The sequence below is a fragment of the Pseudarthrobacter sp. PS3-L1 genome (assembly GCF_030063285.1).
Classification (GTDB): domain Bacteria; phylum Actinomycetota; class Actinomycetes; order Actinomycetales; family Micrococcaceae; genus Arthrobacter.
In genome coordinates this window covers 295099-309607 of the sequence record NZ_JASISU010000001.1, presented here as the reverse complement: position 1 = coordinate 309607, position 14509 = coordinate 295099, and the positions used below count along the sequence as shown (strand labels likewise).

Here is a 14509-nt window from a genome sequence, read left to right as displayed (position 1 = left end):
GGCTAGCCCCGCTCGATGTTGCTGAGGTCCCGCAGGACTCCTACGCGGCCGTCCGTATTCTGGACCAGGAACTCATGGCCGCGGTCTTCCAGTGCCAGTACCCAAGCACCCGGCTCAACGGTAAACATGTGCGCGCCTGTGCGGGGGTCCACGGCGGAGCGCTGCTGCGCGACGGCGAACCAGAACGCTTCCGGGGCAGGCGCATCGTCTGTATCATCCTTGCGGCTGTTCGGGTCCACAGTGGCACCGATAGCCTCCGAACCACGAACCTGCTGGTGCACTGCCGTTGCTGGCGTGCCCGCAGAGGCGGGAGCCGCGGACTCTCGGCCCTGTCCTGACCCGGCGGAAGCTGACCCGGAGGAGGCCGAAACAGAAGTAGCGGAGTCCGATGAAGCGGCAGCCGGGGCGCTCGATGACGTACTGCGTACTTGTGTCGAATCCTGGTTTGCAGCCTGCTTGCCAGCTGTTTTCTCGGCTTCGACGGCAGCCTGCACGGGAGCACCGGCTACCGGGCCCTGGGACGTCCGGTCCGCGCCCGGCAGAGCGGTTGCATCCTGTCCTGAAGACGATCCAGCCGCGGGCTGCCACTTAGCTGTTGCAGCGGACTGCTGCCCTGTGGCACCTGGCACTGTTGCTGATGCTGCAGCTCCGGTCGCAGAGGCAGCTACCGAGGACTGCTTGGCCGCTGACGGGGCCGAGGCCTGATCTGCGGGTACTGCGGCTGTCGAAGACTGCCGTGCTGCTCCAGCTGGGGCGGCGGCCGGGGTGGCAGTTGCAGCCGCGGCTCCGTCGGATTGCGCTTTCGGAGTGCGTGGTTTCTGGACTGGCGCGGCAGCCTCGCGGGCCACAACGTGGGCAGGAACTTCCTTGCGGTCCAGGAAGTCGCCCGAGAAGAACGGGATAAACCTGCCCAGGACGGTGGCGGCAAAGAGGATCAAGGCACCCACCATACCGATTCCCAGACTTGGCGCCGGGCTGACTGCAACCTGCGTAAAGAAGAACGCCAGGGAAAACGACGCCGTGACGGAAGCGAATTGGTCAATCGACAACGAGCCAACCCGAAGTCGTGTCTCTGGAGCCAACCGGCGCGCGGCGAGCAGTGCGCTCACCACAAGGGGCAACAGGATACCGAGGCCCTGGAAGAACAGGCTGGCAATACTCCAAAGGTTGTAGCCGGGGCCAAAAACGGGCAGTAGGGACGCGACAAAGAGGATCACTGTGGCTGCAAAAACTGACAGGTCCCGGACAGTGAAGGGACCTGTCACTGCCTCGTTGCGTGAACCCGGGAGTCCGGTGCGGGCAGGCTTCGCCTTGTCCTTGCTCCCTGGTGTGGAGCCTTGGCTGTGCTGGGTCATTGACGTTCTCCTTGACGTGGCCGCGGACGGCAGAGCCGGATCCTGAGCCGTGGGCAGCAGCACGTTCCTTTGAACCCCAGACCGCGGTGGGCCCAAGTGAAAGGTACGTGCATCACGATTTCATCTCACACTAGCCAACGGCAGTGCAGAGAACTAGCTGACGGGCCGGGGCCCGCCGTCAATATTTGCCGGAAAGACCGCGAAAAAGTTGCCCGGATGAACCCGGCGCACGCCAGCGGCAGCCATTCACCGCGAAATGGACACCACTCGTGGTGCCATCTGTGACGCCGGGCACAGCATGGTGTGAGGCAGACGATAGTGTGGGCCGTGGAAGGGCTTTAGGCGCACTTCACATCGAACAGGATCGGCCTTGTTGGCGGATTCCGGTTCGTGGAACGGCGCCCGGCGACGATTCGATGACGATCAGACGAATGATGAGGTTCACCATGTCCCAGGACATCTCCGGCTCCAGCGCTGCTGCCGGCACAAAGCAGGCAGACGCTTTCGAGAATCTGCTGCATGAGAACCGCAGCTTCCCCCCCTCCGCAGAGTTTGCAGCCAACGCCGTGGTCACCGCAGACGACTATGCCGAGGCCGACAAGGACCGCCCAGCCTTCTGGGCCAAGCAGGCACGCAGCCTTCTGAGCTGGGACAAAGACTTTGACCAGGCACTCGACTGGTCGAATCCCCCGTTCGCCAAGTGGTTCGTGGGCGGCGAGATCAACGCTGCCTACAACGCCCTGGACCGCCACGTCGAGAATGGCCTCGGCGACCGCGTTGCCATTTATTTTGAGGGCGAGCCCGGCGACTCCCGCAGCTACACCTACGCGCAGTTGACGGTAGAGGTCAAGAAGGCGGCTAACGCCTTCGAATCCCTGGGTGTTTCCAAGGGCGACCGCGTTGCCGTGTACCTGCCCATGATTCCAGAGGCAGTCATTACCCTGCTCGCCTGCGCCAGGATCGGCGCCGTGCACTCGGTAGTTTTTGGCGGCTTCTCAGCTGAGGCTCTGCGTTCCAGGATTGACGACGCCGAGGCAAAGTTGGTTGTCACTGCAGACGGAACGTACCGCCGTGGCAAGCCCAGTGCGCTGAAGCCCGCAGTTGACGCCGCCCTGGAAGCCTCCGGCCACACGGTTCAGCACGTTGTGGTGGTCAAGCGAAACGGCCAGGACATTGCCTGGAACGATGACCTTGACCTGTGGTGGGAGGACACCGTGGGTACCGCCGCAACGGAACACACGGCAGTCGGGCATGACTCCGAACACCCGCTGTTCATCCTGTACACCTCCGGCACCACCGGCAAACCCAAGGGCATCCTCCACACCACGGGCGGCTACCTTACCCAAACCGCCTACTCACATCGGGCGGTGTTTGACCTCAAGCCGGAAACTGACGTTTTCTGGTGCACCGCCGACGTCGGCTGGGTCACCGGGCACTCCTACGTCACCTACGCGCCGCTCATCAACGGAGCCACCCAGGTGATGTACGAGGGAACCCCGGATTCACCGCACCAGGGCCGCTGGTGGGAGATCGTCCAGAAGTACGGGGTGACCATTCTCTACACCGCTCCCACTGCTATCCGGACCTTCATGAAATGGGGCCGGGACATCCCCGACGGGTACGACCTGACGTCCCTGCGCCTCCTGGGATCGGTTGGCGAGTCCATCAATCCCGAAGCGTGGATGTGGTACCGGAAAGTCATTGGCGCCGACAAAACACCCATTGTGGATACGTGGTGGCAGACCGAAACTGGGGCCCAGATGATCACTCCCCTGCCAGGCGTGACGGCCACGAAGCCCGGTTCAGCGCAGGTTCCGCTACCGGGCATTGCCGTGGATGTGGTCGATGAGATGGGCGAACCAGTCCCCAACGGCTCAGGCGGTTATCTTGTCATCCGGGAACCGTGGCCTGCCATGCTGCGCGGCATCTGGGGAGATCCTGAACGGTACAAGGAGACCTATTGGTCGCGTTTTGATGGCATGTACTTCGCTGGCGACGGCGCAAAACGGGACGAGGACGGTGACATCTGGCTCCTCGGGCGCGTTGATGACGTCATGAATATATCCGGGCACCGGCTGTCCACTACAGAGATCGAATCCGCGCTGGTCTCCCACCCCGCTGTTGCAGAGGCGGCTGTTGTGGGCGCCGCGGACGAGACAACAGGCCAGGCAGTGGTGGCGTTCGTGATCCTGCGCGGCAATGCAGTGGACACCGGTGACGATATTGTCCAGGAACTCCGGAATCATGTGGGCAAGGAGATTGGCCCTATTGCCAAACCACGCACCATCCTCGTGGTCCCCGAATTGCCCAAGACCCGATCCGGAAAGATCATGCGCCGCCTCCTCAAGGACGTTGCGGAGGGCCGCGAGGTGGGCGATGCCAGCACACTCTCAGACAAGACGGTGATGTCTCAGATCGCCGAGTCCCTGCGAAAATAGTCCCCGGACGAGAAGCACAGGACGGGAAGCATCGGAGCACCAGCAACGGTGCTTCCCGGCCTAGACTTGTTCAACCGCGCAACCGCTTCCAAAGGACACGCCACCATGCTGCCAGCTGCCCGCCACCAGGTCATTGTGGACGCTGTCCAACGCCAACGCGCTGTTCGGGTATCCGATCTGGCCCAGCAGCTGGGCGTGTCCCTGATGACAGTGCGGCGGGACATCGAACTGCTGGAGGAGCAGGGCAGCGTCGAAAGGATCCACGGCGGCGCGAAACTGCCTGGGGATGTCAGCACCCATGAACCGGGATTTGAACTCAAGTCCACGCAGTTGCGCGCAGAAAAGATGGCTATTGCCCTCGAGGCCGCCACACTGGTGCAGGAGGGTATGGCCGTGGGGCTCAGCGCTGGGACCACCACGTGGGCGCTGGCCGGACACCTTGTCAACGGGCCCCCCATCACAGTCGTGACCAACTCCATCCGCATTGCTGATCTTTTTCACCACGGCGGAGCCTCTGGTCCTGCCCGGCACCCGTCCACAGTGATCCTCACGGGCGGCGAGCGCACGCCGTCGGACGCCCTGGTGGGGCCACTGGCAACTGCGGCCCTCAAGCAGCTGCACCTGGACATCCTTTTCCTGGGTGTGCACGGCATGGATGCAGAGGCAGGGTTCACCACACCCAACATCCTTGAGGCCGAAACAGACAGGGCATTCGTGTCCACGGCACGCAACGTGGTGGTGCTTGCCGACCATACCAAGTGGGCCACCCTTGGGATGAGCAGCATCGCAGCACTGTCCGAGGCGGATGAGGTCATCAGCGACTCGGGACTTGGCGAATCCGCGCGGGACACCCTTCGCGAAGCAGTGGGCAGGCTCCGGATTGTTGATGCCGGTAGCGATCCTAGCGTGGCCTCGACCGCCCCGTAGCCGGGCATGCTAGCGGACCAGGCGGAAGACCGGGAAGGACGCGAGCCCTGCCGGAAGGTCATGGGTTCCCCGGGGGTAGACAGTGCCGTCAGTGGCGGCCCAGTCTCCGGGTGGCAGGACCACGCGTTTGCTGGTGGCTCCCTGCTCGAGGATTGGGGCAACCAAGACGCTGTCACCTAGGAGGAATTGATCTGTCACCCCGGAATACCCCGGGAAGTGGTACTCCAGTGCACGAATGATCGGCTCACCCGTGCGCGCCGCATGGTCGACAAGGTCAAGAATCAGAGGCAAGAATTCCTGCCGGAGCGCGACGGCGCCGAGGACTGCCGCAAGATGTTCCTCATCTAGCACCCGCGCGGGTGCGATCGAGAACTGCAGCATGGGAAAGAGGGCAGCGCATTGGGCGTATCGGACAAACTGTTCCTGATCCACTGGGGTTCCGGGTGCAAATGCTGACAGCTCACCGCCGCCCACCATGTCAGCGCAGGTGAACGCATGTCCCATCAGCCCCTGGGCGATCCCTTCCGGGACCAGCGAGAGGAGCCCAGCATCATCCCACGTGGGTGGCTTGTCATGGAGACGCTGGGCCAGGGCTGTACCGCCCATTTTCCAACAGGCCCGGAATTCGTTAAAAGGGTAGCCGGAGCCGAATCGGGCGTAGGCCTCGCACAGGTCAACGGGACCGCTACCGGCAGCGGGCTTGTCATCTGGCCGGTAGTCCCGCAGATCACCCGCGTCAAATTTAAAGCCGTCCACACCAAAGCTGTCCTGCAGTTCCGCCAGCCGATGTCCCAGCCATGCCATGGCGGCAGGATTGGTGGTGTCAAGCAACGCACTGAATCCGTTCCACCACTCACGCACAATGACTGACCCTGCCGAATCCTCCAGGAGGAGGCCGCGGGCGCGCAAATCGCGAAAAGGGGGGCTGTCGGGGCTGACGAACGGCACAAGCCACAGCATGACGCTGAAGCCCAGGCTATGGAGCTCATCTACCATGGCGGCCGGATCGGGAAACAGGCCTGCATCAAATCGCCAGTCGCCATAGTCCACCGACCATCGGTCATCAATCATCAGCACGCCTGGTGGGAATCCCGCGCTCAGCAGGGCTTTTGCGTAGGAAAGGACGCCGGCTTGCGTAGGGGTATACGGCAGTTCAATCCAGGTGCTGTACTGCGGACCCGTAAACATTTCCCGGGCCGGGGCGTCTCCCGACGGCGGGAAGTACTCTGCCGAGGCCAACCGGTAAGCACCACGAAGTGTTCGGTCAGCGGCCCTGCGAAGTTCGGGTGCCTCAGGCTGTTCCGTCTCTGCACTGACACAGCCGTCGCCGATCGCCAGGGTGAAAGGCTTTTCGGACCAGATGACACGCCCCTCGGTGGAGACCAGCAGCGGCGCAGACTGGTTGGCACCCGCTGTGGGGTGATCAGCATGGCCCGCGTTGGTCGCCAGATTGCGGCGATGCGACGTGGAACTGCCGAACGGCATGAGCTGACCGTCCGCGACGGCGCCACCCCACCAGTGTTCTCCGGGGAGCAGATCAACGCTCAACACTGTGGTGGTGTCCTTGGGCACGAGGGTTCCTTGGGGTGAGGCACAACAGGTTACGACAAAGGGGAAAGACTGTGGACGGCGGTGGAATCCCCGCCGTTGGAAACACTGCAGCCACAGGATCTGCGAATCAACAGCCTGGTGGGGAAAATTCGCTGCTCCGGTTCAGTGTCCGAGCTGGCCCCCACCAAAGCACGCACGGCCACCTCCGCCATGGCCCGGGTGGGTTGCTCCACCGTAGTCAGCGATGGGATCGAATATTCGGCTTCTGCCGAGCCGTCAAAACCAATGAGGGCAACATCCTCCGGCACGGAGACGCCACCCTCGCTGAGGGCCCGAAGAATTCCGATCGCCTGCATGTCGGAGCTGGCGAAGATTGCCGTGGGCCTGTTGACAGTCCGCAGGAACTTCTTGCCTGCTTCGTAGCCGCCGTCCCGGGTGAAGTAGCTTCGGATAATTGGCCCTTCTGCAAGGCCAGCATCCGTGAGGGCCTGCCGCCATCCCAGCTCACGGCCGTCAAAGTCATTTCCGGTGTTGGTTCCCATTGCCAGGGCAATGTTCGTGTGGCCGTGGCTGATGAGGTGTTCGACGGCGATTCGGGCGCCGCCGGCCAGGTCGACGCCAACGCTGTTGAACCCGGCCGCGTCAGTGGCGTGGTTGAGAAGGACGGCAGGGATGTCCGCCGATTCCAGCTCTGCAAGGTCGGGGTAGAGCAGCACGCTTGAAAGGATCACACCGTCCACCTGGCGGGCTGCCAGGCTGCGGAGGTTGCGTTTCTCCTTGGCCAGGTTTCCATCCGAGTTGGTCATGAACAATGCGTAGCCCAACGCGGCTGCCGCGTCCTCCACTGCATGAGCCAGGAGCGAGAAAAATGGGTTGCTGTTATCTGGAATGATGAGACCGATTGTCTTGCTGGAGCCCAGTTTCAGGGCCCGGGCCGCTGCGTTGGGCCGGTAGCCCAGCAAACGGATGGCCTCACGGACTTTGGCCTCCGTCGCTGGGGCAACCTTTTTGGGACCATCATTGACCACGTAGCTGACCACTGCCGTACTGACACCTGCGTACCGCGCAACGTCCTTGCGGGTAACTTGGGTGCGGGAACTCGGCCCCTCCAGCGGTGTCATGGTCACAATGCTAGTCATAAGACGGCCGGAGCATCTCCAAAATCGGGGATCGGCAGGCGTGCGCCGTCCTGAAGTGCTGATGCGTGGGCAACGATGCCCGGCAGGGTGAAACGCGCGGCTACCCACGCATTCACGGGTGGGAGTGTCCTGGAGTTGACGGCCGTGACGAAGTCATCCACCAGGAAGTGGTGGCTGCCTTCGTGGCCGTTGGGTGCACCCCTGAATTCTTCGGGGAGCCGGCCGCTCTCGTGGACAGGAGCCAACCCTGAGACAAATGCGTCGCGCAGTTCCGGCGCGACGTTACTCAGTGACGGGTCATCGAGCGCCATACTGGCCTGCGTCTCCACCAGATGCGAGATGTCCTCCACTGTGGACTTGTCTTGCCACACAGTTACGTTGGCTAGTTGCTCGAAGCTGGCTTCCGTGCCGAAGAACCGGAATCGGGATTCGCGGATGTGGGACGGATATCCCACCCTGCGCATTTCGTTGGTGCGCATGGCTCCGCCGTCATTCATCTCAAACAGTGCTGTGGCGTTGGAGAAGTCGTTGTTGAACATGCTGATGTCCCGGTCAAAAACACCATCATTGCGATCATCCCTGACTCCGATGCAGCTGACGCTCACCGCGTGGGCATCCAGTGCCCCCAGGACGCCACCAATGGCGTGGGTCGGGTAGAGCATGGGTGGGTAGCTGGCAGTTTCCTTCCACTGTTCCCCACCGCTGTACTGGTAAGCGTCGTAGAAACCCAGGTCCATGTCGTGGACATAGTCGCCTTCGGTGTAGAAAACCCTGCCGAAATCACCAGTTGCCTGTCGGTTCCGGGCATATACCGTGGCGGGGTTGTAATAGCTGGTCTCACCCATCATGTACACGTTCTTGGTATCTCGGACAGCGTCGATGATGCGCGCTATCTCGTCCTCTGTGATGGCCATGGGAACGGCGGAGTAGACGTGCTTGCCAGCCCTCAGGGCACGTTCCACCAGCGGACCGTGGGTCCAACGCTGCGTGAAGATGGCCACGGCGTCCACGTCGGAAGCCAGAAGCTCCTCGAACGTTGCCATGGTGCCCGTGAGCCCGTGCTGCGCAGCAGCCTGGGCTGCACGCTCCGGGAGCTCGTCCACCGCATACACGGCACTGACTCCTGGATGCAGCATGAAGAGATGGGCGAACTGGCCACCAAATTGGCCAGCACCCACTACCCCGAGTTTAAACGTCATTGTTCTGGTTCCTTCCAGCATGCGAGGTCCGCGCGAGGGCGGACGATGTGAACTCCCTACATCTTTAGACATATTTCTACACGAGTCAACCATTTCCTTATGGTGAATTATTTTTCTTTATTTTTTATGGTCTACGGGGTTGCTAGCTCAAATCTACGCGTGTAGATTCACCCTCAGTTGTTAGTCACATCACACACCTAAGAAGGGTCGAAGATGACCACCCTTAACAAGAACCCCCTCGCCACCGGTAGGCAATTCACACCAGCTTCCGGGAAACGCCGCGGCCAGAGCGACGTGAAAATTGCGCTGTTCTTCATTGCCCCAGCGATGATCGGATTCACACTTTTCTATCTGGTCCCTACGCTCCGTGGGATCTACCTGAGCTTCACCGAATACAGCATCCTGGGAGACCCGGAATGGATTGGCACCGCAAACTACCAGGCAATCGCCACTGACCCGTTGTTCTGGAACGCACTCGCCGTGACCAGCCAGTATGTCCTGATCAATATCGTGCTCCAGACCGCCCTTGCCTTGGGGCTGGCGATCCTCATGCACCGGGTGGCCAAGTCCACCCTGATCCGCGGCGCACTCCTGCTGCCCTACCTGATGGCCAACGTGATCGCTGCGCTGCTCTGGTTCTGGCTGTTGGACTACCAGATCGGAATCGTCAACTACTTCATCGATGCCTTTGGGTTTCCCAAAGTGGCCTTCTTTGGTAGTGCAGAATGGGCCATCCCCACCCAGGCGCTGATCAACACATGGCGCCACATGGGCTACACGGCGCTGCTGATCTTCGCCGGCCTGCAGTCCATCCCGAGCCACCTCTATGAGGTTGCCAACCTGGACGGCGCATCGCCCATGCAGACGTTCTGGCGGATCACGATGCCGCTGCTTCGCCCCGTCCTGGCGCTGGTCCTAATCGTTACAGTGATTGGCTCCTTCCAGGTCTTTGACACCGTGGCCGTCACGACCCAGGGTGGCCCGGTCAACGCCAGCCGTGTCCTGCAGTTCTACATCTACCAAAAAGCATTCACGGAATCAGACTTCGGCTACGGGTCGGCACTGGCCGTCATCCTCTTTGCCATCCTCGCCATTGTTGCCTTCATCCAGATGAAGTTCCTCAAGGGCAACGATTCGGACCTGGACTAAGGACACCGCCATGACTACCGCACACGCTCCCGCACCGTCGCGCGCGCCCATCACCCGCCGTCGTCGCCCCTTCACCTGGCGCCGTACCGGCGCCTGGATCCTGGTGGGGATTGCCGTCGCCGTCTCAATCCTCCCCTTCTACTGGGTCATCCGCACTGCACTGTCCACCAATGGTTCCCTGGCCACAAATGCCAGCAACCTACTGCCGGCTGACTTCAACCTTGGCGCTTTCAAACGCGTGTTTGGCCTCCAGACAGCGGAAGAAGCCCTGGCGGAAGGAGGCTCCGGGGCACAGATCAATTTCTGGATCTACCTGCGCAACTCGGTCATTTTCGCCTCGGCCACCACCGCAGGTGCTGTTTTCTTCAGCGCCATGGCTGCATACGCGTTCGCCAGGCTCCGCTGGCGGGGCCGCAATGTGGTGTTCAGCCTGTTCCTGGCCACCATGATGGTGCCGCCCATCTTCACGGCACTTCCAAACTTCCTCCTCATCAAGAACATGGGCCTGCTCAACACCATGCTCGGGATGGTCCTGCCGTGTATCTTCATGACCCCCTTCGCCATCTTCTTCCTGCGCCAGTTCTTCCTCAACATGTCCCGCGAAGTTGAGGAAGCGGCAATGCTCGACGGCGCCAAGCACCTGAGGATCTTCTTCCAGATCATCATGCCCAACGCCTCGGCACCCATTGCCACTCTGGCGCTGCTGACCTTCATCGGTCAGTGGAACGAATATTTCTGGCCACTGCTGGTAGGCCAGGACGAATCTCTCCGGGTCCTCACAGTGGGCCTGGGCGTCTTCAAGTCCCAGTCCCCACAGGGCGCACCGGACTGGTCGGGCCTGATGGCCGCGACCCTCATTTCAGCCCTTCCCGTGCTGATCCTGTTCATGATTTTCGGCAAGAAAATTGTGAACTCCATCGGCTTCTCCGGCATCAAATAACCACTCCCCCACAGAGGTACGGGCCATGGCGGCCCCTCGCCTTGCAGTATTCCTTTGAAAGGACCCACCCTGATGAATAAAAAAACCATTGGAGCCCTCAGCGCCGCTGCCGCCGCTGTCCTGGCACTCTCGGCCTGCGGCGGCGGAAGCTCCGCCGAGTCGGCCTCCGGCGAAATCAACTACTGGCTCTGGGACGCCAACCAGCTCCCTGCCTACAACCAGTGCGCCGAGGACTTCACCAAGGCAAACCCGGACATCACTGTCAAGGTCACCCAGCGCGGTTGGGATGACTACTGGGGAACCCTGACCAACGGATTTGTCGCGGGTACCGCACCGGACGTCTTCACCAACCACCTCGGCAAGTACCCGGAGTTCATCAAGAACAAGCAGCTCCTGAGCCTCGATGACGCCGTCGAAAAGGATGCCATAGATACCGGCGCCTACAATGCGGGCCTGGCGGATCTCTGGGTGGGCGAGGACGGCAAGCGCTACGGACTCCCGAAGGACTGGGACACCATTGCCCTGTTCTACAACTCGGCCCTGGCCACCGACGCCGGAGTGACGGCCGAGCAGATGGCTGACCTTGACTGGAACCCACAGGATGGCGGCACGTACGAGAAGACCATTGCCCACCTCAGCGTGGACAAGAACGGCGTCCGCGGCGACGAAGCGGGCTTCGACAAGAACAACGTGGATGTCTACGGCCTGGGACTGAACGGGTCGGGCTCAGGCCAAGGCCAAACAGAGTGGAGCTACCTCACCGGAACCACAGGGTGGACGCACACGGACAAGAACCCCTGGGGCTCCCACTACAACTTCGACGATCCCAAGTTCCAGGAGAGCATCGACTGGTTCGCGGGTCTCGTGGAGAAGGGTTTCATGCCCAAACTGGAAACTACCGTGGGCGCCAGCATGGCCGACACCTTTGCGGCAGGAAAGTCAGTCATCAATGCCAACGGTTCGTGGATGATCGGGCAGTACACCGGGTACAAGGACGTCTCCGTTGGGATTGCCCCTACCCCGGTGGGCGAAAACGGAAAGCGCTCCTCCATGTACAACGGCCTGGCTGACTCGATCTACGCCGGCACAAAGCACCCTGAAGCTGCAACCAAGTTTGTCGAATACCTCGGTTCTACTGCCTGCCAGGACGTTGTAGCTTCCAAAGCAGTGGTCTTCCCTGCCATCACCACGTCCTCGGACAAAGCGGCAGAGGCCTTCAAAGCCAAGGGCGTCGACGTCAGTGCCTTTACGGCACAGGTTGCAGACGACACCACGTTCCTGTACCCGATCGCCGACAATGCGGCAAAGGTTGACGGCATCATGAAGCCGGCCATGGATGCTGTGTTGTCAGGCAATGTGCCTGCCAGTTCCCTCACGGGCGCCAACGAACAGGTCAACAACCTGTTCAAGTAGGCTGCCAGCCGGGTAGTGTGCTGCGGGACTCATTCTGCAGCGCACTACCCGTTGTGGTGCCAGCTACGTTCTACTGCACTTCCGCTCACTTTTCCCGAAAGGGCCCACCATGAATCCCCTCCACCTCCGTTCCGCAGGTACCAGCCTGGTGCTCAGCCTTGACAGCGGGGAGGCCGAGGTTATCCACTGGGGCGCAGATCTTGGAGAGACACTCCCGGATCTCGTCCTCCTGGGTGAACCCGTTGCGCACTCCGCCATCGATACACGCGTTCCCGCGGGCCTGCTGCCCCAGGCCTCGTCCAGCTGGCGCGGCCGCCCCGCCCTGCGTGGGCACCGGAGCGTTGACGGCGTTCCCGGCTTCGACTTCTCCGCGCGTCTTCGCGTCACTGACGCCAGCGCCCAGGGAAGCACCGCCGTCGTCGTCCAGTCAGATGCCGACGCCGGCATCACTGTCACGTCCACCCTGACCCTCCATCCTGGCGGGCTGCTGGAACTCAGGCACACAGTGCGCAACGACGGCGCCTCCGACTTCACCCTCGATGAGCTAGCCACCGTCCTTCCTATCGGCGCCGATGCCACTGAACTGCTGGACCTGACGGGACGCTGGTGCCGCGAACGTCACCCGCAGCGGAGCCCGCTACACCAGGGCACCTGGGTCCGTTCCGGACGCCACGGCCGCACCGGACACGATTCTTCGCTTCTGTTTGCCGCCGGAACCGCTGGCTTCGGCAACCGCCACGGCAAGGTGTGGGCCACCCACCTGGCCTGGAGCGGCAACCACGAACAGTTTGCAGACTCCCTCGCGGACGGTCGCACCATGATTGGCGGCTCCGAACTGCTGGGACCTGCAGAAGTAGTCCTGGGCGCAGGTGCCGAGTACAGCACCCCCGCATTGTTCGCTGCCTATTCGGAGAGCGGCCTCGACGGCATCAGCGAGGCTTTCTACAGCTGGTTCCGCAACCGGCCACACCATGTCCTGCCCACCCCGGCGGCTAACGCCGGAGCCGGCAAGGCACGTCCGGTGGTGCTCAACACCTGGGAAGCGGTGTACTTCGACCACAACCTGGACACCCTGATCGAACTGGCAGATTCTGCGGCCGACCTCGGCGTGGAACGCTTTGTCCTCGACGACGGCTGGTTCCGGGGCCGCCGCGATGACCGCGCGGGACTGGGTGACTGGTACATCGACGAGACCCTCTGGCCCAACGGCCTCACACCACTGATCGACGCCGTCACCTCACGCGGCATGGAATTCGGGCTCTGGGTTGAACCCGAAATGATCAACCTCGACTCGGACACGGCCCGCGCGCATCCCGATTGGATCGTTGGACCGTCAGCGCTGGCACACAAGGACGGCGGCCGACTACCCATGGAATGGCGCAATCAGCACATCATTGACCTGGTCAATCCAGAAGCGTGGCAGTACATCTTCAACCGCATTCATGCCCTGCTCAGCGAGAACAACATCAGCTACCTCAAATGGGACCAAAACCGGGACCTGCTCGAGCACGGCCACCAGGGTCGTCCCTCAGTCCATGCACAGACCCTGGCCGCTTACCGGCTCTTTGATGAGCTCCGCGCGGCCCACCCCGGTGTGGAGATTGAGAGCTGTTCTTCGGGCGGCGCCCGCGTTGATCTTGGCATTCTGGAGCGCACTGACCGCATCTGGGCCTCGGACTGCAACGATGCCCTGGAACGCCAGACCATCCAGCGGTGGACCGGACTGGTGGTTCCGCCCGAGCTCGTCGGCGGGCACGTCGGCCCCACCACCTCACACACCACCGCCCGCACCCATGATCTGTCCTTCCGCGCCATTACGGCACTGTTTGGCCACTTTGGCATGGAGTGGGATGTCCGGCAGGTCACGGGGACCGAACGCGAAGAACTCAAGCGGTTCATCGGCCTCTACAAGGAACACCGAGGCCTGATCCACAGCGGCACCATGGTCCGCGCAGACCTCAGCGACCCCACGTTGATGTTGCATGGCGTGGTTGCTGCACCAGACACTTCACGTGAGGAGGCCGGCGCAACCCTAGAGCCAGGAACGACGGCGGCGCTGTTCGCCCTGGTCAGCACCGGCACCTCCTTCGCCGAGCAGATTGGCCGGGTGGCCATCCCGGGGTTGGCTCCCGACCAGCAGTTCCGTGTTGATGCCATCTTCCCCACAGCCGACGATGCGGATTACGCCCACACGTTTACTCAGGTGCAGCCTCCGCTGTGGCTGAAAGGCGGCGCGGAGGCCAGCGGACGCTTCTTCGCCGAAGTGGGGCTCGCCATGCCCAACCTGAACCCTGAGCATGCGGTCGTCCTGAAGTTCACGGCAGTGTAAGGACCACTTGTCCCTTCGCGCCGGAGGCTCCTTCCGCGCACGGTACGCTCCGGACAGTTCCGGGTCCGC

The 14509-nt window shown here is 62.1% G+C and carries 10 protein-coding genes; 6 read left to right on the top strand and 4 right to left on the bottom strand.

Features of this window, described 5'->3' with window-relative positions; all coding sequences use genetic code 11:
* Positions 1-2: 2 nt before the first annotated feature.
* Positions 3-1355 (bottom strand): hypothetical protein, encoded by a 1353-nt coding sequence (locus tag QMG79_RS01470; protein WP_283536792.1) that lies wholly within the window; start codon positions 1353-1355, stop codon positions 3-5.
* A 446-nt stretch (positions 1356-1801) separates the two neighbouring features.
* Between QMG79_RS01470 and acs the strand changes: the two genes are divergently transcribed.
* Together acs and QMG79_RS01460 are read left to right on the top strand one after the other, a co-directional pair.
* Complete coding sequence (gene acs / locus QMG79_RS01465) at positions 1802-3793, top strand: acetate--CoA ligase (protein WP_283537327.1); 1992 nt, start codon at positions 1802-1804, stop codon at positions 3791-3793.
* A 105-nt stretch (positions 3794-3898) separates the two neighbouring features.
* A complete protein-coding gene (locus QMG79_RS01460; RefSeq protein ID WP_283536791.1) occupies positions 3899-4720 on the top strand; it encodes a DeoR/GlpR family DNA-binding transcription regulator in 822 nt (273 codons plus the stop codon).
* A 9-nt stretch (positions 4721-4729) separates the two neighbouring features.
* Here the strand turns inward: QMG79_RS01460 and QMG79_RS01455 are convergent, their stop codons facing one another.
* The 3 genes from QMG79_RS01455 to QMG79_RS01445 are packed head-to-tail and all read right to left on the bottom strand — an operon-like array spanning position 4730 to position 8609.
* Positions 4730-6292, bottom strand: coding sequence for a glycoside hydrolase family 31 protein (locus tag QMG79_RS01455; RefSeq protein WP_283536790.1), 1563 nt, complete (start codon positions 6290-6292; stop codon positions 4730-4732).
* A gap of 29 nt (positions 6293-6321) precedes the next feature.
* Positions 6322-7392 carry a LacI family DNA-binding transcriptional regulator gene (locus tag QMG79_RS01450; RefSeq protein ID WP_283536789.1) on the bottom strand — a complete coding sequence of 357 codons (1071 nt, stop codon included), beginning with the start codon at positions 7390-7392 and terminating at the stop codon, positions 6322-6324.
* 14 nt (positions 7393-7406) lie between these two features.
* A complete protein-coding gene (locus QMG79_RS01445) occupies positions 7407-8609 on the bottom strand; it encodes a Gfo/Idh/MocA family protein (protein ID WP_283536788.1) in 1203 nt (400 codons plus the stop codon).
* A 213-nt stretch (positions 8610-8822) separates the two neighbouring features.
* On the opposite strand from QMG79_RS01445, the gene QMG79_RS01440 reads away from it, so the two are divergent.
* From QMG79_RS01440 to QMG79_RS01425, 4 genes are all read left to right on the top strand, one after another.
* A complete protein-coding gene (locus tag QMG79_RS01440; protein ID WP_283536787.1) occupies positions 8823-9758 on the top strand; it encodes a carbohydrate ABC transporter permease in 936 nt (311 codons plus the stop codon).
* Between the two features lie 10 nt (positions 9759-9768).
* Positions 9769-10698: a carbohydrate ABC transporter permease gene (locus QMG79_RS01435; protein ID WP_283536786.1), complete on the top strand. Its 930-nt coding sequence runs from the start codon at positions 9769-9771 to the stop codon at positions 10696-10698.
* 72 nt (positions 10699-10770) lie between these two features.
* Positions 10771-12111 carry an ABC transporter substrate-binding protein gene (locus QMG79_RS01430; RefSeq protein ID WP_283536785.1) on the top strand — a complete coding sequence of 447 codons (1341 nt, stop codon included), beginning with the start codon at positions 10771-10773 and terminating at the stop codon, positions 12109-12111.
* Between the two features lie 109 nt (positions 12112-12220).
* The gene (locus tag QMG79_RS01425; protein ID WP_283536784.1) at positions 12221-14440 is read left to right on the top strand and encodes an alpha-galactosidase; all 2220 of its coding nucleotides are present in this window, start codon (positions 12221-12223) and stop codon (positions 14438-14440) included.
* The last annotated feature ends 69 nt before the right edge of the window (positions 14441-14509 follow it).